The sequence below is a fragment of the Thaumasiovibrio subtropicus genome (assembly GCF_019703835.1).
GTDB classification, from domain to species: domain Bacteria; phylum Pseudomonadota; class Gammaproteobacteria; order Enterobacterales; family Vibrionaceae; genus Thaumasiovibrio; species Thaumasiovibrio subtropicus.
The window spans coordinates 761,512-782,962 of the sequence record NZ_AP023055.1 but is presented as its reverse complement, the minus strand read 5'-3'; the positions used below and the strand labels follow the sequence as shown (position 1 = coordinate 782,962).

Below are 21,451 nucleotides of genomic sequence, written 5' to 3'. Positions count from 1 at the left end.
GGTTATCTCGATAGTCTTGTAAAGACTAGATCACGTTACTGCAATTTTTCCGGTGTTACTTCTAAGCTCAGATCGCCTGAGTTTAGCCAGATCTGACCATCTTGGATGGTGAACTGTAATTGCATAGTACGTTCACAACATTGCAGTAATGCGTCCATTATCTCGTCACTAACACGATAAATGGCTAAGTTGGTGAAGCTATAGACTTTCGGTTGATGCTGCTGCCACCAAGGGCCAAATGCATTGTCATCGTAAGCAAAGAGTACCGCTTGTTGCGCTTTCTGAGCGGCACGTTTCATGCGCTTCTCGTCAGGTAGGCCAAGGTCAATCCACACCTCGATTTCGTCAGCGAAGCTTTTTTGCCACAAAGCTGGTTCGCTTTCTTCTGACAACCCTTTAGTGAACTGAAGATGTTCATTTGCATACATAACCCAAGCCAACACTCGTAGCATCATGCGTTGCTGAGTCTCTGAAGGGTGTTGCGCTAACGTTAAGGTTTGATCAAGGTAAACGTGATCATCCATATTCGCGAGATTAATTGCTGCTTTATAAATCGTGGCTTTTAGTGCCATGGTGTTCTTCTCTATTCGTGTTTAAAAATGACCAGTCAGGAAACATCGCTTGTAGAGCCGCGATAGAATGGACGCTGGTCATCACCTGTTGTTTTTGTCTACGACGTAATTGCTTCAATCGGTACTCAATTTTAGCAGCGCAATGCTTGTCACCGACCTCTAAAGACCAGACCAATTTAAGTGGTGCTTTACCACGCAAATATTTTGCGCCTTTACCTTGTTCGTGTTGAGTCATTCGACGGGAAACATCATTGGTGATCCCACAGTAGTAACAACAATTGCTCGCTTCAATAAAGTAAACCCACCAAGAAGGTGGGTTTTTCTCACTCGCCATTACAGCACAGCATTCAGTTTTTCTTCCAATGCGTCTAAACGCGATTTTAGGCTAGCCACCTCCGCTTCAAGCGCGACAATACGTTCATCATTTGCTGAGGCGGCTGTCGGTGTGGCTGGTGCCGATACAGCGGCAAGATTGGAGACATCAACCTCACCACAAAACTGATGCATATAGCGCGATTCACGTTTTCCGGCCTCGCGCGGTAAGCGCACCACCAACTCACCAAGTGAATGCTGCATCAAGGATTCAAGGACTTGCTCTGTTTCTTTGACATCAGAAAACTGACAAAGGCGATTAGTGCGGGTGCGCAACTCCCCAGGTGTTTGTGCCCCGCGAAGTAACATCACACAAGCAATACCAAGCTGTTGTTCGGTTAACTTCAGTGAACCAAATTCCGTGTTACAAAAACGGTGCTTGTACTTGACAGCACGCCCACCGAACGCTTCATCATCACTCACTAAACGCTTTGTCTTTAGTGAAGACAACCCATCCATCACTTCTGCTTCCGAGAGTTGCATAACAGGCTCGCGGTTACTTTTCTGATTGCAAGCAGACGTTAGCGAGTTCAATGTCAGTGGGTAAAGATCTGGCGTCGTGATCTCTTTTTCAAGTAAGCATCCAATGATACGCGCTTCAATGGCATTCAGTGAAATTTCCATAAGTACACTTCCAACGTATTGTTTGTGAAGCAGAGTACCAACTCCAATTCGGTGTCTCAATAGCGTCGATCACTAAAACCCTTCGAAAATTTCGCAACTGCTTATTTTTCAAGCGCCCCATCATTCTCTAAAGGAAATCTGCAGCCACGTAGCAATCTCGCCCTTGTGCTTTTGCCTTATACAGGTACTCATCAACGAGGGCATAAATATTATCAAGCGTCTCGAGTCCGGTTGGGGTCCAAGACAACATGCCTTGACTTACCGTCACTTGATCTGACGTCGATGCAAAGGCATGTGGAATCGCTAAGGTATGCACCGCTTCTTTGAGTCGCTCACAGTGAGCAACAGCATCAAGTTTGTCGCAATTACCTAGAATCACAACGAACTCTTCGCCACCATACCGCCCTACAAGCTCCCCGGCACGCGAGAACTGTTGCTCTAAGGCCTGCGCTAACTTAATCAAACAACGATCGCCCTCTAAATGACCGTAGTTGTCATTAAATGCTTTAAAGTGGTCAACATCGACCATCAATACTGTCAGTGGATAACCGTTTCTGCCGTGCCACGCAATGGCTTCTTGCATTCGCGAGTCCAAATATCGTCGATTTGCAACCCCTGTCAGACCATCTTCTGTAGCTTGTTTAGAGAGTTGAAGATTGGCACGCTCCAACATGGCCGTCGCTTCAGCAAGTTTATGACGCATAGAGGCAATACGCTGCATCGCTTTCAACTTCGCCTGTAAAACAATTTTGTTTACCGGCTTGACCAAATAGTCATCCCCACCCATATCAATGGCTTTTGCTACCATCTCAGGCTCGTCATGACCACTCAGAAAGATAATGGGCACCCATTCAGGATAGAGTTCACGCAGTTTTTGAGCGACCTCGGTGCCGCTCATATCCGGCATGCTGACATCTAACAGCACTAAATCAGGGAGATACTTGCCATACTTTTCAATCGCATCAGCCCCATTTTCTGCCGCTTCAACCTGATAACCTAGCCTCTCTAAACGCAGCGATAGCTGCATTCTTTCGATATGGACATCATCGACTAACAGAATTTTCATCTCTGACATAGGCGACTGTTCCTTCATTGTTGTTATGAAATCAATTTAACTGTTTACGTTTATATCACATAAGGATAGGCATATGTTGAGATATCTTACTGAGACTCACCAACAGTATTGGTAAACTCTTACGCCTAAGCTCATCATTCCCTAATCAGAACAACTTTCAACATAATATAAGCATTTTTCTCACACCTCATTGTATACTCAAGCCACCTCAAGATGCAGGATTCAGAAGCTGACTAGCGGTTCGAGTTCAAGGCTAAGGTGTGAAGGAATGGATTTCCCTTTCAAACACCTTTAACGCAGAAATCGGGGCGCTAGTCGCTTCCCGAAGGGCGAGTTTTCTAGGCTCGCCACCGTCGTTACTGTTTTTTGATTTAGTCCACTAGATCTTCAAAACAGTGTCTTGTTGACAAGCCTAGAAACTCTCGCTGAACAAACATCTTGAGGTGGCTTGAGTATATGCCTATACACACCTTTCTGCCTGTATTTATGCCCACCACTCTTATAACAAACTGTTTATTTTGAGACCGTTCAAACGTTCGAAGCAGGTTACAGATTGACATTCCTCTCCGCCGTTTTACTATCACAGCAGAACTTGATACTCAGGAAAAACAATATGTCTGAACAAACCCCTGCAGCAGAAACGCAAACCACCCTAACTTTAGAGGAAGCTTCACCAGAGCTAAAGCAGGTGATTTCGTTTGAGAAGGTGCCAGAAGAGATGCTACCCATGGTACTTGGTGTTTATCAGGCATCAGAAGAGAGCGTGCGCGAAGCATGGGATAGCATGCCGGCAAGTGCGCAGAATGTGCTGGATAACTTTGAACAATTTCATGCCCTCGTCGCACTGAGCCAGAGCTACGTCGGTTTAGACTTTATGGAAGAGTTTAAAACAACACAATTACCTGAAAATATGCCGGAAGAGGAACAAGAGCTCTACAAAGCTCGCCTACTCGACGATGTGTTGCACACCGCAGTGAAAGACTTGATCAAGCAGATCAAGAAAGCACGTTTAAAGCCGAATATGAAGCGTGAGATCCGCGCTATTTTTGACAAAAATAGACCGTAACGTCCTTCAGAAAGCAGGCTTGCCTCCCGTTTAAGGCAAGCCTGTAAACAGTCCAAAAACGCTAGCTATCTTCCACCACTAACCTATCTTTGCCTGTCTCTTTCGCCTCTTGCAGGCATTTATCCGCCCGCACAAAGGCGCTGTAGATATCGTCTAAGTCACCCACCATGGCAATACCGATACTCACGGTGAGATTGAAGGGATGATCTTCATAATCGAACTGCGTATGACGCACCGCTTCAAGAATTCGGTTAGCAATCTTTTCGCTTTCACCTTGATGCTCGACCAACGCCAATACAGTAATGGCCTCCTCACCAAACCGAGCGGCAGTATCACGCGTCCCTATCTCATTTTCGACTAACAAAGCAATCTTCTTCATCGCCTTATCACCCGTAAGATGGCCATAATAATCGTTCACCTCACCAAAGTTATCGACGTCTATAAACAATACAGCTAACTGCAATGACGGTGATTGTTCTAACCACTTTTGATAACTTTCAAGCCGCTCGTACAAGTAGCGGCGAGTGGTCAAGCCCGTTAGTGCATCGGTACTCAACAGCTGTTTAAATCGTCTCACCGCGAGAATATTGAAGGCAAGGTTCGCCATGAACAAACAAAACGCAATGACAAAAAACAGCCGCATTGAATTTGGCTCCGTTTTCGAATAGAGCACATAAATAACGAAAATAGAGATGATGACCGACAACAAATTGATCGATAACAGATAGATAAGGCGTCGAATTAGCCAACGCTGAAGGGTTCGAATGCTCTTTTTCATGCCACCTGCCCATACCCTAGTCGGGTAGACTCTGCTCTTTTGAGACTAGTTCATGATCAACGCACCTTCCACCATGTGGCGATTTATCAATAGTTTGACGAAAGTGTCTAACCTCATTGCGTCGTAAAGATATCCCTGTGTTGTAATTTGTTCTCTTCAATCCTGTCTACTAAATTTATACGCAGATGGCATCGTAAGGATTATGTGCTTGCCGCACCACTCTCCCTTCATATCGAGAGAAAGGGGGAATCAAAGGCCTTAAACCACCTTAAAAGAAGTAACAAAGGCAACCTGATCCTTTCTGCCATTTTTTGCCGTATTTATTCATCTGATGAAGCATTAAAACAAACACTGTCTCCTCGACAAGGAAAAACCTATGCCTGTACCCACGTCTCATTACCACTCTACACTGCTACTCAACGGCGACGACCCAGAAGCGAAGCGTTTAGAAATCAAAGAGTACTTCAACCAAACCTATCGCCTCTATGAGAGCTTATTCGACACCATTAACACCGATGACGCATACTTCATCAAAGCAGAACCACTACGTCATCCTCTCATTTTTTACTATGGCCACACCGCTTGCTTTTTCGTTAACAAACTTAAACTCTCACAGTTGATCCAAGAACGAGTAAATGGTCACTTTGAGTCCATGTTTGCGATTGGTGTCGACGAAATGTCGTGGGATGACTTAGACGAAACCCACTATGACTGGCCTTCTCGCCAAGCTGTCGCCGCCTACAGGGAACAGGTTGAGGTACTGGTAAATCACGTGATTGATACCATGCCCATCTCCTTACCTATTCAACAAGATGATCCTGCTTGGATCATCCTAATGGGCATTGAGCACGAGCGCATTCACCTTGAAACCTCTTCTGTGATTATTCGCCAGCTGCCGATAGAAATGGTCACTGACCACCCAGCATGGCCAAGCTATACGGAATCGCAGCGAGCACCCGACAATGTCCTTGTCGATATTGCGGGCAGCACGCTTACTCTGGGGAAAGGCACACAGGAGCAGACTTACGGCTGGGACAACGAATACGGCACCCTTGATGTCACCGTCTTGGATTTCAAAGCCAGTAAATACTTAGTCAGTAATCAAGAATACCTCAGTTTTGTTGAAGCTGGAGGCTATCAAGATTCCCAATATTGGGATGAAGAAGGCACGAAATGGCTCGCATTCACACAGGCGAAAATGCCTCGCTTCTGGCTCTTTAGAGAAGGACAATATTGGCAACGTAACCTCACTACTATCATCCCGTTACCATTAGACTGGCCAGTAGAAGTCAATCAACTTGAAGCCGCCGCATTTTGCCGCTGGCTAAGCGAGAAACACCAAAAAGCGATTCGCTTGCCTGAAGAAAGCGAGTGGTATGCGCTGAGGAACCTATTGGACGAAACGTCAACGGGTGAGATAGACCTAGAAGGCAATATCGCATTAAAAGCTTACGCCTCCTCTATGCCCGTCAATCATTTTCAGCAAGGTGAGTTGTTCGACGTTGTTGGCAACGTATGGCAGTGGACGCAAACCGCGATAGACGGCTTCAATGGCTTCCAAGTACATCCGATGTACGATGATTTTTCAACCCCTACTTTTGACGGTCAGCACAACCTTATCAAAGGAGGATCATGGATCTCTACCGGAAACGAGGCAACGCGATCTTCCCGTTACGCATTTCGCCGCCATTTTTATCAGCACGCAGGTTTTAGATACGTAGAAGCAGAATCAACACCTTCTGCGCAGAAAAAAGTCAATGTGTATGAGACTGATGAGCTGGTCTCACAATACTTAGAGTTTCACTACGGTAATGAATACTTTGGCGTGCCAAACTTCCCTCTCAGCGTCGTCACCACAGCGTTAGGCAATGAAGCCGTTCAACAAAAACGCAAAGCGCTCGACATCGGTTGTTCTGTCGGGAGGGCCAGTTTCGAGCTAGCTCGACATTTTGACCATGTGGATGGCATTGACTTTTCCGCACGATTTATTCAACAGGCTTATGCACTCAGTGAGCGAGGCGAAACCCGCTATACCATACCGACAGAAGGCGAGCTTGTAGAGTACAAAAACATCGCTTTGACTCAGTTGGGCTATGAAGCAAGCATTGGGCAAAAAATTCATTTTGCCCAAGGTGACGCCTGTAACCTCAAACCCATGTTCAAAGACTACGACCTTATCTTGGCTGCAAACCTCATTGACCGGCTGAGTGAGCCACACAAGTTTCTCAACGACATGGCACATCGTCTCAATCCGGGTGGCATTTTAGTCATTGTTTCGCCTTACACATGGCTAGAAGACTACACAGAGAAAGAAAACTGGGTTGGCGGCAAAAAAATCAATGGAGAAAACCACACTTCCTTTGAAGGTCTAAGTGACATTCTTTCACCGCATTTCACCTTGCTAGAGGCGAAAGATATTCCTTTTGTTATCAGAGAAACCAAGCGAAAATTCCAGCACACTTTATCGCATTTCTCTTTATGGCAAAGAAATGCGGACTAGCTCATCTAGCTAATTGATAAAATACCTAAAAGCGCGCACAAATTGGCGCGCTTTCTATTTGCTTTGTCATTCAAACTAGTTAGTATGGCTGCGCTCATTCACTAGTACATTGGAACTCTCTTGAAACGCGCTGTTATTGGTTTATTTCTCTTTCTATTCGCCATTTTGGGCTACGAAGTCACTAAATACGTACAGATGAATCCGGTTGACCGCAGCTTTATCTATGGCGATGCGATAAACCAAAAGAATGAAAAAGAGCGCCACCGTGCCCTTTTCGCGCTTGCCAAGCTCAAAGAAGATATCCATGTGCCAGAGGGTAAGTGGAAGACAACAAGTAACGAAGGCCACATCCATCAGCTTGAGATCAATCCACAGGGCGGGTTTATCTGGTCCATTTTCAAAGATCAAGATGCTATCGGTATGACTGGCCACATGACCTTTAACGGCCATTCAATCCGAGCAAACAATGTTCAAGGTAAAGCGAAAACTCAACTACCACTAAATGGGAATATTGTTGTCCGCTATGCATCCAGCCATGAGCTCCACCTTGTCGACCATAACTCTATGAGTACGCTAGAATTCTTCAAAATCAATTAAACTGACGTACGGGCCAGATCTTCACACTATATGCACTGAAAGCAACACCATTGCGACAATTCTTATAATCAACCAGATTCATCGTCTATAGTTATAACAAACTAAGCTAAGTCGATGAGTGATAATGCATAATAAGAATTATTTTGTAATTGCTGCTGTCGTTGCAGGTGAACTTAACAAAGCAATGGTGATCGCGCGTCAAATTTTGCTCACTGCAAGTAACGCAAGAGCGTTAGCACTGCGCGCCGGGCAAGGCGCAGCGGGTTTTCGTCCCATCACTGACTTTATTGATGAACTCGCAGGGTCAACGGTTACCACCTCACAAACCATTAATCAAAAAGCGCAGCGCCTCAGCCAAATTGCCGCGGAGTCTGCTCGAGCGACAGCCGCACTAGACTATTTTAACGGGGTCTATAAAAAAGCCCCCGATGCGCCCTATTTGGGCAGCCTCAAGCCCGCCTATGAAAGGACGGCAAAATGTCAACGAGAGCTCGCGACCGAGTTTAGTGCAGAAGCCAAAGCACTCAATGAAGAGTTACAGCATCTAAACAAAGCGCTTCGAACCGCGCAAATCATTTCAACGATGTCGAGTGTCGAAGCCTCGCAAGCTGGCAGCGTTTTCGAAGCCCCCTTAAACAATGTGGCAACCAATGTCGCAGAGTCCGCCCAAGCGATTCAACATCATGTTCGCTACTCACTACAGCTATTTTCAGAGATTGTAAAGGACGACCATGCTTACAAAAGAACTGTATAAAGAGGGAGACCATCGTTGGCTGGTGTTTGGCCGCGATCCCGATAAACCCGAAAAAATTATTGATACTAACCAATATATGATCATCAATAACGGCGAGGCGATTATCCTTGATCCTGGTGGTATCGAACTTTTTTCCTCGATGTTGGCCAGTGTTATACGACAAGTGCCTGTCGAGCAGGTGACCCACCTTTTCGCGTCTCACCAAGATCCTGACATTATCTCGTCTTTAGGGCTTTGGGACCAAGCGCTTGAGAATGCCAAACTTCATTCTCCTTGGCTTTGGGAAGGCTTCATCCGCCATTTTGGCATGCAGAAAATCGAGTATGCCCCGATTCCTGATGAGGGTCGTACCTTAAATTTAGGCGGTAGAGAATTACAGTTTGTTCCCGCTCACTATTTACACTCTTCAGGTAACTTCCATGTCTACGATCCGGCGGCGAAAATACTCATGTCCGGCGACATTGGTGCAGCGCTTGATAAACAAGATGCCCCTATGTTTGTAGAAGATTTTAAAACCCATATCCCCAAAATGTCTTATTTTCATCAGCGCTGGATGCCTTCTAACAGAGCAAAATCGGACTGGATTAACAGGGTGAGTAAGATGGATATCGAACTTCTTTGCCCTCAGCACGGCGGCATATTCAGAGGCGATGATGTAAAACGCTTTTTGGAGTGGTTTGATAAGCTTCAAGTGGGCGTTGCGATCAAATAAACGTCCGGAACCAACGCCGTATTGTCTGACTACAAGAGCGACCTGATGTCGCTCTTTTCAGCTTTAAAAACTTAATACGCCACATTGATGATGGCGATGGCTTAAACTAACCGGATTCGCTGGATGGCCTAAGTAATACCCTTGTACATAGTCTACGCCCAAATCAGCCATCGCACTCAGCTCTTCTTCTGTCTCAACCCCTTCCACCACGATTTGAGCATTGATAGAACGCGCATAACTCACAGCGTCAGCGAGTAAGGTGCAAGCCTCTTTGAACATTCGTCTTAGCAGCAGTTGATCGATCTTTATGATATCTGGGCACAAGGTTGCTGCTCTGCGCGCATTTGAATAGCCAGAGCCGAAATCATCTAGCGCAATGTGATATCCCTTAATGCGTAAATGATGAGTACTTAACTGGAGAGAGAAAAGGTCTTCACATGCCGATTCAACCACTTCAACAAACACGCTGGATTCTGCCTGCTGGCGATTCAAACTCATACTATGATGTCCGGCAGAGCCGTATTCGTGAATCAGGGTATTCGGAAGCACATTAATGAAGAGAGATTTTTCATTGAGGAAGTGAGCGTAATTTTTGAAATGCAGTTTACGTGTCCACTGATCAATAAGAATGCACGTTTCAAGATCATCCTCTATCGCGCTAAAAAAGCGGTCAGGTGGAACAAACTGACTATCAACATCCGTGATCCGAACCAAAGCTTCATAGCCAAAACAGTCACCCCTTATCCTGTAAATCGGCTGAAACACACTTTTAAACTCATAGCCTTGGTAACGCAACACATAACCCACCTTCTGACAGAACCTTATCTGTGGCTCATCATCCAGTGACAAGTGATTCGATTGTAACAATGCCCAAGCCTCCCATCGTAACGTCCTTGTGCTTATAAAACGGCACAACGATGAAATTATTAATTCTCATCCCGCACTTGCTAGTACTTCATCCTCTAGTCTTCCAAGTTCTGTCTTGATGCCCTGAAGACTACGCGTTGACATGAACCTGAAGCGGGATCTCTTATTTTTGTATCATTACTAAATCTAGACTCGGGAGCACGCTAATTGTTGATATTTATTCCAAAAGAAGACATGACTCGAAGATTGCGCTGTTCGCGTTGTGACGATTGCATAAAAAATACATATATCTGAAAGAATTTCTTCACACCTCCTTCCTAGTATTTCGTGAACAAGAGCAAAGAAAAGACAGATAGAAAAGGAAGACAGTTTGACCTCCACTGAATCAATGAAAAAACCGCCCTACCTTGCCGTGTTCGATCTCGATGAAACGATTATCGCGGCAGACTCTTCAACGCTATGGGCAGAGTATTTAGTCAGCAACAAAAATGCAGACCCTGCATTGGTCACTGAAGACCAAGCAAAACTACGTAAGTCACGCCACAGCAAATTAGATATCAAAGACTACATGCGCCTGACGCTCGCCCCTTTGACGGGAAAAAGTGAACAAGAGATTTCAATCTGGGTGAATGAGTTTATAGAAGAGAGCATCATACCTGCCATTTACCCAGGAGCGCTAGAACGCCTAGAGTGGCATCGACGTCGTGGGGACCAAATTTTACTCGTTTCAGCGTCAGGAGAACACATTGTTGAACCGATAGCCAAACGACTCGATATCGAGCACGTGCTAGCGATTCAACTTGAAAAACACCAAGGTGTTTATACCGGTAATACGATCGGGACAATCAGTTACCAAAAAGGGAAAGTAGCTCGCATGAAAGCTTGGATAAACGCACAACCCGAACAGTTTAGAGGCTGTTACGGTTACAGTGATTCAATTAATGATCTGCCGTTACTCGAAGTTGTTGATCGCCCATTTGCCATTAACCCTGATCCCGCACTTGCGCTACATGCTCAAATGCAAGAATGGACGATTATGGAGTGGCAACACGAAAACAACATTCTTCGCTAATGAACCAAGAGCCCAACAAACAGCAATGAGAAACAACAAAGCCGGTCAAGTTGACCGGCTTTTCGTTACTTGCAACGTCACTAAAAATCACGCTTCTCTACGCGCTCGAACCGCGCCAGCAAGCTGACGTAATGCCGCTTCTGTGTCATCCCAGCCAATACATGCATCTGTGATACTTTGACCATATGTCTCTACTTTACCATCGACGATATCTTGACGACCTTCGACAAGATGACTTTCGATCATCACACCAAAAATAGCCTTATTGCCCTCGGCAATTTGACCGCTCACGTCTTCAGCCACAACAAGCTGACGCTGATACTGCTTATTACTGTTGGCATGGCTAAAATCGATCATGACTTTATTACGCAGGCCAGCACTGTTTAACTGCTCTGAAATCGCATTAACGTGCACGGCTGAGTAATTCGGCTCTTTACCACCACGTAGAATGATATGGCAATCCTCATTGCCTGCTGTGGAGACAATGGCAGAGTGACCGTATTTAGTCACTGATAAAAAGTGGTGAGGAGCACTAGAAGAGCCAATCGCATCGGAGGCAATCTTGATATTCCCGTCTGTGCCGTTCTTGAAGCCAACAGGGCAAGACAAACCAGAAGCCAGTTCACGGTGAACCTGAGATTCCGTCGTACGTGCGCCAATCGCACCCCAGCTAATGAGATCACCAGTATATTGTGGTGTGATCATGTCCAAAAATTCTGTCGCTGTAGGCATCCCCATATCGGTCAAGTCTGCCAGTAGCTTACGGCCAATACGTAGACCATCATTCAATTGGAAACTGTTGTCCATATAAGGGTCGTTAATCAAACCTTTCCAACCAACGGTTGTACGTGGCTTTTCAAAGTAGACACGCATGACCACTTCAAGATCACCAGAAAGCTCATCGCGCAATGCTTTTAATTTTTCGCCATACTCAACAGCAGCCACAGGATCATGAATTGAACATGGGCCAACAATCACTAATAAACGATCATCCTTGTCGTTCAGAATATTATGAATCGCCTGACGAGATTTAAATACAGTGTCGACTGCATTTTCACTGGCTGGAAAACGCTCTAGAATCGCAACAGGTGGCAGTAACTCTTTAATTTCTTGAATTCTTACGTCATCAGTTTGGTGCATTGTGTTTATATCCTGTATTCGTCCTTTGAAGATACGACATTATTAATTTATGTAAGCTTTGAGTAGTAACTTAACGTCAAAGAAGAATGGGTGCAACGAAAAATTGACGCCTTTATAAAAATCTTTTTCAAATCACAACCTTGACACAAACTTTGAAATATGATCTCAAATTGCTATAGTTTTAGTGATACAGCAAACAATAAGGTGTCAATATGCTTGGTGAGAAACATGATTTAGTGACTGACTTCCCACATTTTAGTGAACGCATCGCTGAAATGCGTCAGCAGAATGCCGACTTTAAAGAGATGTCCCAACAGTATGATGATCTTGACAAACAAATACGGGTGCTTGAGCTGAATGACTCGCCAATCTCAGACATGGCTTTTAATCGACTCAAAAAACACCGGGCACACCTAAAAGACAGGCTTTACCATATGTTGACTCACTGAGGGTAAATTCGTGCAAACGGAAAGGGAACGCGAGATAAAGTCGTTCTCCTCAACCTTTTTAATACCAGTAAATAAAGGCAGGCGAATTATCACCTGCCTTTATCTTTTATACTCAAACCACCTCAAGATGCAGGATTCAGAAGCGGCCTAGCGCGTCGAGTTCAAGGCGAAGGTGTGAAGGAATGGATTTCCCTTTCAAACACCTTTAACGCAGAAATCGGGGCGCTAGTCGCTTCCCGAAGGGCGAGTTTTCTAGGCTCGCCACCGTCGTTACTGTTTTTTGATTTAGTCCACTAGATCTTCAAAACAGTGCCTTGTTGACAAGCCTAGAAACTCTCGCTGAACAAGCATCTTGAGGTGGTTTGAGTATAGGAGTTATTTTCGGTATGGCGAAGGATCGATATTTTCAGCGCCAGGACTGAGCCCCCCTTCAACACGAAGATCTTTCATCGCTGCGACATCGACAATTTCAACGTCAATATAATGCTTGTGCTTAACAGAATAAAAACACTTTACAATCGGCGCGAGAGGCTTTTCTTCATTAGATTCCCAAACTAATCCAGCTCGCCCATCATTTAAAGCGACGAGTGACCCGACGGGATAAACGCCGACACAACGAATAAACTCATTGAGTAAATCACCATCAATTTGATGGGGTGCCATCGACTTAAGAATCTTAAACGCCGCCGCTGGACTCATGGCCTCTTTGTAACAGCGTGAAGCGGTAAGCGCATCGTAGATATCCGCGATTGCAGACATACGCCCCACTAACGAAATCTCATCGCCCTTCAAGCCTCTTGGATAACCCGTTCCATCTAACTTCTCATGATGTAACAAGCTCACTTGTCGGCTCATTTCACTTAGTCCAGGGATTTTGTCGAGGATAGGCTCTGATAAAACTTGATGAAGCTTCATATGTTCAAACTCTTCATCGGTAAGGCGAGCTGGTTTATTAAGCACCTCGATATTTACTTTTGTTTTTCCCACATCGTGAAGCACCCCACCGATCGCCAACTGCTTTAGCACCGAGTGGTCAAACCCCAAATAGCGCCCGAAACTAACCATCAAGAAAGAGACATTGAGCGAGTGCTCAAGCAGATAAGCGTCTTTTTCACGCAATGCAGCAACACACTGAATGGCATCCGGGTTACATCCGATAGAGTCAACGATACTCTCTGACAGCGCATTGATTGGCTCAATATCAATTTCACGCCCTTGATACAATCCATCAATCGCCTTACCCAGCAGGTCTTTAGACTCCGAAAGAATCGTCTCAGCGCGCTTGAGTTCTACGTTCAATGAAGCAGTTTTTTTGGGCCTCTCTCGTTTGCCTTGTAAATTAGGCACGTAACTGGTTAAGTCCGACTGATCGAAGTCGACCCACGCTCGACGCACACCGCTTTGCTTCATCTTTTCGACGAGCTCGAGAGAACGAATACGCCCTGGTTGAGAAACGCGTAATCGTCCCTTCGCGTTTTCTATCTCGACAACGTAGAGCCCTTCGCTTAAGCAGTCTACGGCGATCTCTTGAATCATGTACTACTCCATCGTTCACAGACCTCAATTGCATTAGAGCAATTAAATTAAACTTTAGTCGAGATGCATAAGAAAATGTAAGAGACTTATCAAGAAAAATCGGCTTTGACTTCACAAGAATTGGAGTTTTCGTTATGTTATTGACCAATTAACGCTTTTTTGAGAAAACATTTTGTTAAAACGAATTCTTCTAACAGCCGCGCTCAGCGTGTTACCTATGACCAGCTGGGCAAGTGCTTTTTCCCACCAGTTTGTACAAGTCAACATACTGACTAACCCTTCAGGACTGGGCGGACAACTTTCGATGACAATCCACGAGAGTGCCCGTTTAATCGTCGAAGGAGAAAGTAACTTTGATGATGCATGGAACTTTGGTGGAGGTGCCGGATTTTTTGCACCTGTCAACTCTGTGCTCGATATAAAAGGGGATATCATCGCGCGTTCGCAAAAAAATGATCGATACGACAACACCATTGGCAAGTTTGGTGTAGAACTGAACCTAGGATTTCGTGCTTGGGTTGCCCCTCAAGTCGAATTCGCAGCCGATGTAGGCCGTTTCATGCGTGATGGTAAAGACTATACCATTGTGAACCTGATTGGCCGTTACCATCCAACCGATCTCGTTTCCGTCAACGCAGAGTGGCGAATGAAAGGTGAAAATGACGGCCAATTTGTGCTTGGCGTACGTTTCCCATTTTAATGTGCGTTATACTCAATCGATGAACAAGAGGTCATACTTTAAGGTGACCTCTTTTTTAACAAGCATCGCGCATAGTCGCATTAATAATATTACTCTTATCCAATCGAAATCGAAGCTGTATCAGCCTATCAGATAACACCGCACCAAAACATGTAGTAATTTACTTGCTGATTTCTCTTTTCTAACATATTTATTAACAATCAACCTCACCCCTTCATTATAATGCTCACTGACGTGACATTCTAATAACAAGGTGATGAGTTCGGCACACATATGAGTAATAAGACCTTCAATATTCTCATCAATTAATTGCGCGTCAGCCATTTGTAAAAGTACTGACTTTAACTCAAGGTAGGAGTCTCTATTATCCAACGATAAACCTCAATCGTTCTATATTTCCCCTCTATTCTAACCCTTTTTATAAAAACCGCACTCCTATTATACTCCAGTCACCTCAGGATTCAGAAACGGACTGTCGCATCGACGTCAGGGTAAATATACCAAGGCAAAGGTATGAAGGAATAGTTTTCCCCTTTCAAATACCTTCAACGTAGAAATCGGCCCACTAGTCGCTTCCCGAAGGGCGAGTATTCTAGACTCGCCACCGACGTTACTGTTTTTTGATTTAGCCCACTAGACCTTCAAAGCAGTGACTTGTTGACAAACCTAGAAATTCTCGCTGAACAAGCATCTTGAGACGGTTTGAGTATAAGGAACTTACTGCATGAAAATCGCTCACATCGCCATTCCACATCGAAAGTGCTATTATCCGCCGCATTAGCACGTTTTGCTGAGAGAAAGCGCCCCCCAATCGATGCCGCTTTCATCCTGATGACCAACGCCAGCAAAATCGTCACCATTACAATCAAAGGCTATACATTCCAATGGTTAACAATACAATTCAGTGGTTTCCGGGCCACATGCACAAAGCGCGAAAAGAGATCGAAGAATCGATCCCTAAAGTGGATGTCATCATAGAAGTGTTGGACGCGCGCATTCCCTTTAGCAGCGAAAACCCACTGATTTCGTCGATCCGTGGTGAGAAACCCGTGGTTAAAGTGCTCAATAAGCGTGACCTTGCCGATCCAGTGATGACGCAGCACTGGATTGAACACCTGGAAAAAGAGCAAGGTGTTAAAGCGATTGCTATCACCACAGAGCAACAGCAAGAGGTGCATCAAATCATGGAGCTCTGTCGCAAACTCGCACCAAATCGCGAAGTAATGGGCAAGAACATTCGCACCATGATCATGGGCATTCCCAATGTTGGTAAATCGACCATCATCAACACACTCGCAGGCCGCACTGTTGCTGTTACAGGAAACCAACCCGCAGTTACTCGACAACAGCAACGCATCAATCTGCAAAATGGTATCGTGCTTTCTGATACGCCGGGCATTTTATGGCCAAAAGTGGAAAACCCGCACAGTGGCTTTCGTTTGGCTGCAACCGGTGCCGTTAAAGATACGGCAATGGATTATCAGGATGTGGCATTTTACACCGTAGAGTACCTTGCAGAAGCCTACGCTGACAATCTGATTTCTCGCTACCAACTCGACACCCCCCTTCCAGAGAATGAGATAGAACTTTTGGAAGCAATTGGTGCGAAGCGCGGCTGCAAACGCGCGGGCGGATTCGTTGACCTGCATAAAGCGTCAGAAATCCTCATTAATGACCTACGCAGTGGCAAGCTGGGCGACATCACCTTAGAAAAACCGGAGATGATCACACAAGAACTGATAGATGTTGCGATTGAAGCAGAACGAAAAGCCGAAGAAAAGGCTAAAAACAAAGAGATGCGTCGTAAACGCTATTTAAAGAACAAGCGTTAACAACGATTCAGAGACACCAAAAAAGAAACAAAGCTGGCATAAAAGATTATGCCAGCTTTTGTTCGGGTGTTTCTTGGTTACACCATCACCTGTCCAAGATCGACAGGGATTGTCTTCCCGTTACACTCCATACCGTGGTCAATCGCATACATTACCACTTCTGCGACCTCTTTCGGTTGAAGTAATCGTCTCGCGGGAATCGATTCGATAATACCTTCGAGAATATCCTCCCTCAGTTCACGGATCATCGGTGTATCAACGAAAGTCGGCGCGACAGATACGCAGCTAATTCCTTTCGATGCACCTTCTTTTGCAATCACTTCAGTTAAGCCCCTAACACCCCATTTACTGGCGCAGTAGCCACTTAAGCCTCGCTCACCTTTACGCCCCATAACAGAAGAGATAGTGACGATACGCCCCAATCCTGCCTCTCTGAAATGTGGCATCATGTAGTGAATAACGTTGAAAGTACCATTCAGGTTCACCTTAATCACATTATCAAACTCTGAAGTTTCCATAACATGAACGGGCTTACTGACTTGAATACCTGCACAGCATACCAAGACACTGGCATCTTCGTGCCCTTCTAGCGCTTGAGCAACGCTTTCTGGGCTCGTCACATCAACATCTGGGAATGACAAGTCAATCACCTCGTATCCTTGATGACCAAGCAACTCGATGACGCACTCACCAATACCACCACTACCACCTGTGACAATTGCTTTTTTCATAGCTACAGCTCTCCTTCCTATTAACATTAAGTCTTGTTGATGTTGAAATTTCTAGCCGTTGTATCGATACACAACAACTGTTAATCCATTATTAAGTGTTCGTTGCATGTTGAGGAAATTGCGTTACTTACAATTAGCTAAACAAGGCTGACTTATAAAAATATTTACACTTTTATCAACGACTTAGAAAAGTCTCTTTTTTACTTCGCGACTCATGCAATATTGGGGACAAAAAGTTACACGCTAAAGACTTTTTTGCAGTAGCATGTTGCAACCGTCCATTCAATAATAGCGAAAATGAACAAAATTCCAACAAATATAATCACTGGATTTTTAGGCAGCGGCAAGACAACCGCCATCTTGGATCTATTGAGTAAAAAGCCAAAAAACGAAAACTGGGCAGTGCTAGTGAATGAGTTCGGTCAAGTCGGAATCGACGGTGCTTTCCTCTCCGAACAAGGGGCTTTGATAAAAGAAGTGCCTGGTGGCTGCATGTGCTGTGTCGCTGGCTTACCCATGTCTGTTGGCTTAAATGCGCTGATCGAACAAACGCCTGACCGTATAATTTTAGAACCAACCGGGTTAGGTCATCCACAGAAAATACTCGATAAGCTTAGGTCCGACTCTTTTTCAAACTATCTTGACATGCGCGCGACCATCGCATTGGTCGACCCAAGAAACCTTGGCGACACACAATATACGAGCAACGACAATTTCCAAGCTCAGTTGGCATTGGCTGACATTATCGTCGGCAATAAAGCGGATTTGTGCGATGAAACGCTACGTGAAGCGTTTGAAGATCAAATCAAACCGCTGACTGATCGTCCCCAAGTTATTGCGCTTACTGAACAAGGTATTCTCAACCCAGCATGGCTAGAGCTGGAGGCTAAATCGCGCGAAGTGAGAAGTGGTCACCACCACCATCATGACCATGAAATTGCACCGCTAGTTATCCCAGAAAACCAACAGTACATCCGTAAAGAAAATCATGGTCAGGGCTTTCGCAGCTGCGGGTGGTGCTTTACTGAACAGCTAGAATTCGATTTCTCTAAGTTATTTACCCTATTTAGCCAACTTTCAGCGCAACGTATCAAAGCCGTTGTTAAGACACAGAATGGCTATATGGCGTTTAACGTGGTTAATCAAGTCGTCTCAGTAAATGAGCTTAGCTTGATGGATTTTGAATCAAGAATAGAGGTAATAGACCGCGAGATGCTACCTTGGGAAGAACTAGAGACCTATCTCATTGCGTGTCTAACCACTCCGATAGACAAAGCTCTCTAAACGTTACTACTACAGGCTGTTTTACATTTGCCAGGAGGCCTAATGTTAGATCAAAAAATCGCCAGCGAAGTGATTGATCATGCGCTCCATCATGGTGCTGATTTCGCTGAGCTCTTCATCGAGCATCATCAGACACACCATGTTGAGATGAGCTCTTCAAAAGTTGAAAGCATCGGCTCAGGTATCGAGTTCGGAATTGGTGTTCGTCTATTCTTTGGATTCAAAGTGCTATACGGCTACACCAACGAACCGACAAAGACTGAATTACTGCGTATTGTCTCAACCCTTATTGCCAATGAGCAGCGACAGCGCACGACGCCTTCCCACGCGTTCGGAAAAGCACCACATTTAAATCATCACCCTGTACAGGCTTCACTCAAGCAGGGTAGCCAAGTTGATAGCAAAGTCGCCTTCCTGCTTGCTGCAGACAGTGCTGCTCGCGCAGAGCATGACACCATCGCCCAAGTACAAGGGCGAATATTGCAACGTGAACAACAGATTGAGATCTTCAACTCAGAAGGCGTACACGCCGCCGATACGCGTCACTACTCACGAATCGCTCTCACTGCAATTGCCAAAGACGGTGACTTGCAAAGCACTGGCAGCGAATCACCGGGTGCATTCAATGGCTGGTCATTTCATCAAGCCTTTGACCCTCGCCAACTCGGACAAGACATTGCGAATCAAGCGTTGGTGAAGCTACATGCAGACGCCTGCCCATCGGGTGAAATGCCAGTCGTTATCGGAAATGGATTTGGTGGGGTTATTTTCCACGAAGCGTGTGGCCACCTTCTGGAAACAACCTCTGTTGCCAAAAAAGCCTCAGTATTTCACGACCAGTTGAATGAGATGATTGCCTCTCCCGTCGTTTCGGCCGTTGACGACGGTACAGATCCTTACGCTTGGGGTTCAATCAATATCGATGATGAAGGTATGCCGACACAGCGTACACAGCTCATTAAAGATGGCCGACTCACCAGCTTTATGGTCGATAAAATGGGTGGTCTAAAAACCGGCTACGCACCAACAGGCTCTGGCCGCCGCGAATCTTATAAGTTTGCCCCAACGTCTCGGATGAGAAATACCTATATTGAACCCGGCGACACGTCACTTGATGACATGATCAGCAGCGTAGACAAAGGTATTTATGCCAAGAAAATGGGGGGTGGCTCAGTGCAACCTGGCACTGGCGAGTTTAACTTTGCCGTTCAAGAGGCTTACTTAATTGAGGAAGGCAAGATTACCAAGCCACTCAAAACAGCAACGCTCATCTCAACAGGCCCTAAAGTCCTGAAAGAAATTAGCATGGTAGGCACCGATCTCGCGCTAGCTGCAGGCATGTGTGGATCAGTGAGTGGCGCCGTACCGACCAGTGTGGGTCAACCTGCTCTCAAAGTCGACAACATTTTGGTGGGAGGCAATAAAGGATGAAAATCTTAACACCAACAGAAGCAGCAGAATTCGCATTATCTGCTGCTAAGAATGCGCAGTGTGAGGCCGATGTCGTTGTCACAACGAGTAAGGATCTGTCACTAAAAGCCGATAGCGGTGCACTCAGTGAGTACAAGGTCACCTCTTCCAATGTGCTTGGGCTGCGACTGCTTCGTGATGGTAAAGTCTCAACCAGCTTTACTGAAGCGCTTGATAGTGAAAGCATCACAGCAAGCCTAAACATGGCACTAGAAAACCTGCCATATACAGAGCTGGCTGAACACGAGAGTCTTGTCGCCAACCGCGTTATCAAAACAGAAACCCCTGAGATTTACTGCGACGATGACACGCCGGAAGCAGACAAAGTCGCATTAGCGCTATCGTTAGAGTCTCAAGTTGCTGAAAAAGGTGGCAAATCACCTTATAACGCCTATTCAGATGGCGAATCTGAACTGATTTACATGAACAGCTTAGGCGCAAACGGCTACCACAAAGAGCGTGCATTTTCATGCTATACATCTGCACTGATTAGTGGAGATGGCACGCCATCAATGGGGATCAAAGCTTCTACCGCGCGTACCTTTGCTGAACTTGATGCTCAAGGTTGTGTTGATACAGCGCTTCAAAAAGCGACGTCGTTACTCGATGGTAAGCCTATTTCAACAGGCCGCTATGCGGTTATTTTTGATATTGCTTGTTTGAGTCAGCTGTTTTCTGCTTTCTCACTCTGCTTATCCGGTGAAGCCGCGCGAAAAGAGACAAACCCTTGGCGTGACAAACTCACGCAGCACGTTGCCAGTCCGTTGTTCAATTTGAGTGACTATGCAGCTTACGACAAAGGCCTTGCGATAAAGGCATTTGACGGCGAAGGGATTGAAACACAAGACACCGCCCTTATCGTCGGCGGCGAGTTACGTTCACTGCTCCACAACAGTAAAACAGCAGCACATTTCGGTCTTAAAACCACGGGCAATGCAGCGCGCAGTGCAAAAAGTGGTTTAAGTGTATCGAGCCGACACAAAGTCATTGAACCGGGCCAAGCTAGCGACACCGACCTTGAAACAGGCACCTACTTTGTTCCTATTGAGCTTCAAGGGGTGCACTCTGGTGCAAACGCAATTAGCGGTGATTTTTCTTTTGGTGCTTCTGGTTATCTCTATCGCGATGGAGAGCTCGTTCAACCTGTTAGGGGGGTTACCATTGCAGGCAACTTCTACCAAATGTTGAAAGACATTGACGCTGTTGGAGCGCATGTTGAACGTGCAGACTCAGGCACCTTTTTTAGCCCTAGAATCCGTTTTAGTCAACTCAATATCTCCGGACAATAATTAAGACAAGCGCTGCAATCCTGCAGCGCCT

The 21,451-nt window shown here is 45.5% G+C and carries 21 protein-coding genes; 12 read left to right on the top strand and 9 right to left on the bottom strand.

Translation table 11 applies throughout. The features are described from left to right. Positions 1-35: 35 nt before the first annotated feature. The 4 genes from TSUB_RS19870 to TSUB_RS19855 form a co-directional block, all read right to left on the bottom strand. Complete coding sequence (locus tag TSUB_RS19870) at positions 36-572, bottom strand: YaeQ family protein (RefSeq protein WP_087020061.1); 537 nt, start codon at positions 570-572, stop codon at positions 36-38. After that, positions 547-906, bottom strand: a complete 360-nt coding sequence (locus TSUB_RS19865) for a GIY-YIG nuclease family protein (RefSeq protein ID WP_087020066.1) — start codon at positions 904-906, stop codon at positions 547-549. Before TSUB_RS19865 ends, TSUB_RS19870 begins: the two co-directional genes overlap by 26 nt. Beyond that, positions 906-1,568, bottom strand: coding sequence for a YceH family protein (locus TSUB_RS19860; RefSeq protein ID WP_087020069.1), 663 nt, complete (start codon positions 1,566-1,568; stop codon positions 906-908). Before TSUB_RS19860 ends, TSUB_RS19865 begins: the two co-directional genes overlap by 1 nt. 127 nt (positions 1,569-1,695) lie before the next feature. Further along, positions 1,696-2,634 carry a GGDEF domain-containing response regulator gene (locus TSUB_RS19855; RefSeq protein WP_192867841.1) on the bottom strand — a complete coding sequence of 313 codons (939 nt, stop codon included), beginning with the start codon at positions 2,632-2,634 and terminating at the stop codon, positions 1,696-1,698. A 622-nt stretch (positions 2,635-3,256) separates the two neighbouring features. Between TSUB_RS19855 and TSUB_RS19850 the strand changes: the two genes are divergently transcribed. Beyond that, the gene (locus TSUB_RS19850) at positions 3,257-3,709 is read left to right on the top strand and encodes a DUF3069 domain-containing protein (protein WP_087020075.1); all 453 of its coding nucleotides are present in this window, start codon (positions 3,257-3,259) and stop codon (positions 3,707-3,709) included. A 61-nt stretch (positions 3,710-3,770) separates the two neighbouring features. Here TSUB_RS19850 and TSUB_RS19845 read toward each other — a convergent pair whose 3' ends face one another. Continuing rightward, positions 3,771-4,487, bottom strand: a complete 717-nt coding sequence (locus TSUB_RS19845) for a GGDEF domain-containing protein (RefSeq protein ID WP_087020080.1) — start codon at positions 4,485-4,487, stop codon at positions 3,771-3,773. Positions 4,488-4,863: 376 nt separating this feature from the next. Between TSUB_RS19845 and ovoA the strand changes: the two genes are divergently transcribed. From ovoA to TSUB_RS19825, 4 genes are all read left to right on the top strand, one after another. Next, a complete protein-coding gene (gene ovoA / locus TSUB_RS19840; protein WP_087020083.1) occupies positions 4,864-6,987 on the top strand; it encodes a 5-histidylcysteine sulfoxide synthase in 2,124 nt (707 codons plus the stop codon). A 120-nt stretch (positions 6,988-7,107) separates the two neighbouring features. Then, positions 7,108-7,584, top strand: a complete 477-nt coding sequence (locus TSUB_RS19835) for a hypothetical protein (RefSeq protein ID WP_087020086.1) — start codon at positions 7,108-7,110, stop codon at positions 7,582-7,584. 124 nt (positions 7,585-7,708) lie between these two features. Continuing rightward, positions 7,709-8,338 (top strand): chemotaxis protein, encoded by a 630-nt coding sequence (locus TSUB_RS19830; RefSeq protein ID WP_087020089.1) that lies wholly within the window; start codon positions 7,709-7,711, stop codon positions 8,336-8,338. Next, positions 8,316-9,050: an oxygen-binding di-iron domain-containing protein gene (locus TSUB_RS19825; RefSeq protein WP_087020092.1), complete on the top strand. Its 735-nt coding sequence runs from the start codon at positions 8,316-8,318 to the stop codon at positions 9,048-9,050. Before TSUB_RS19830 ends, TSUB_RS19825 begins: the two co-directional genes overlap by 23 nt. Before the next feature lie 63 nt (positions 9,051-9,113). On the opposite strand, the gene TSUB_RS19820 is transcribed toward TSUB_RS19825, so the two are convergent. Further along, entirely contained in the window at positions 9,114-9,917 is an 804-nt protein-coding gene (locus tag TSUB_RS19820) for an EAL domain-containing protein (protein ID WP_159064890.1), read from the bottom strand. Between the two features lie 370 nt (positions 9,918-10,287). Between TSUB_RS19820 and TSUB_RS19815 the strand changes: the two genes are divergently transcribed. Beyond that, a complete protein-coding gene (locus TSUB_RS19815; protein WP_246616522.1) occupies positions 10,288-10,989 on the top strand; it encodes an HAD family hydrolase in 702 nt (233 codons plus the stop codon). A gap of 87 nt (positions 10,990-11,076) precedes the next feature. Here TSUB_RS19815 and aroG read toward each other — a convergent pair whose 3' ends face one another. After that, entirely contained in the window at positions 11,077-12,129 is a 1,053-nt protein-coding gene (gene aroG / locus TSUB_RS19810) for a 3-deoxy-7-phosphoheptulonate synthase AroG (RefSeq protein WP_087020101.1), read from the bottom strand. Between the two features lie 212 nt (positions 12,130-12,341). Between aroG and TSUB_RS19805 the strand changes: the two genes are divergently transcribed. After that, positions 12,342-12,578, top strand: a complete 237-nt coding sequence (locus TSUB_RS19805; RefSeq protein ID WP_087020104.1) for an HP1242/YdcH family protein — start codon at positions 12,342-12,344, stop codon at positions 12,576-12,578. Positions 12,579-12,953: 375 nt separating this feature from the next. Here TSUB_RS19805 and TSUB_RS19800 read toward each other — a convergent pair whose 3' ends face one another. Then, the gene (locus TSUB_RS19800) at positions 12,954-14,114 is read right to left on the bottom strand and encodes a cyclic di-GMP phosphodiesterase (protein ID WP_087020107.1); all 1,161 of its coding nucleotides are present in this window, start codon (positions 14,112-14,114) and stop codon (positions 12,954-12,956) included. A gap of 217 nt (positions 14,115-14,331) precedes the next feature. Between TSUB_RS19800 and TSUB_RS19795 the strand changes: the two genes are divergently transcribed. Beyond that, positions 14,332-14,814, top strand: a complete 483-nt coding sequence (locus tag TSUB_RS19795; RefSeq protein ID WP_087020110.1) for a hypothetical protein — start codon at positions 14,332-14,334, stop codon at positions 14,812-14,814. An 884-nt stretch (positions 14,815-15,698) separates the two neighbouring features. Next, on the top strand, positions 15,699-16,646 hold the full coding sequence (gene ylqF / locus TSUB_RS19790; RefSeq protein WP_087021093.1) for a ribosome biogenesis GTPase YlqF: 948 nt from the start codon (positions 15,699-15,701) through the stop codon (positions 16,644-16,646). A gap of 77 nt (positions 16,647-16,723) precedes the next feature. Here the strand turns inward: ylqF and TSUB_RS19785 are convergent, their stop codons facing one another. Further along, positions 16,724-17,377: an SDR family oxidoreductase gene (locus TSUB_RS19785; protein WP_159064908.1), complete on the bottom strand. Its 654-nt coding sequence runs from the start codon at positions 17,375-17,377 to the stop codon at positions 16,724-16,726. 297 nt (positions 17,378-17,674) lie between these two features. On the opposite strand from TSUB_RS19785, the gene TSUB_RS19780 reads away from it, so the two are divergent. From TSUB_RS19780 to TSUB_RS19770, 3 genes are read left to right on the top strand one after another with little or no spacing between them, the layout of a single operon-like run. Next, entirely contained in the window at positions 17,675-18,661 is a 987-nt protein-coding gene (locus TSUB_RS19780) for a CobW family GTP-binding protein (protein ID WP_087021099.1), read from the top strand. Positions 18,662-18,703: 42 nt separating this feature from the next. Beyond that, positions 18,704-20,092, top strand: coding sequence for a TldD/PmbA family protein (locus TSUB_RS19775; RefSeq protein ID WP_087021102.1), 1,389 nt, complete (start codon positions 18,704-18,706; stop codon positions 20,090-20,092). Beyond that, positions 20,089-21,420: a TldD/PmbA family protein gene (locus TSUB_RS19770; RefSeq protein ID WP_087021105.1), complete on the top strand. Its 1,332-nt coding sequence runs from the start codon at positions 20,089-20,091 to the stop codon at positions 21,418-21,420. The genes TSUB_RS19775 and TSUB_RS19770 overlap by 4 nt, the downstream gene beginning before the upstream one ends. The last annotated feature ends 31 nt before the right edge of the window (positions 21,421-21,451 follow it).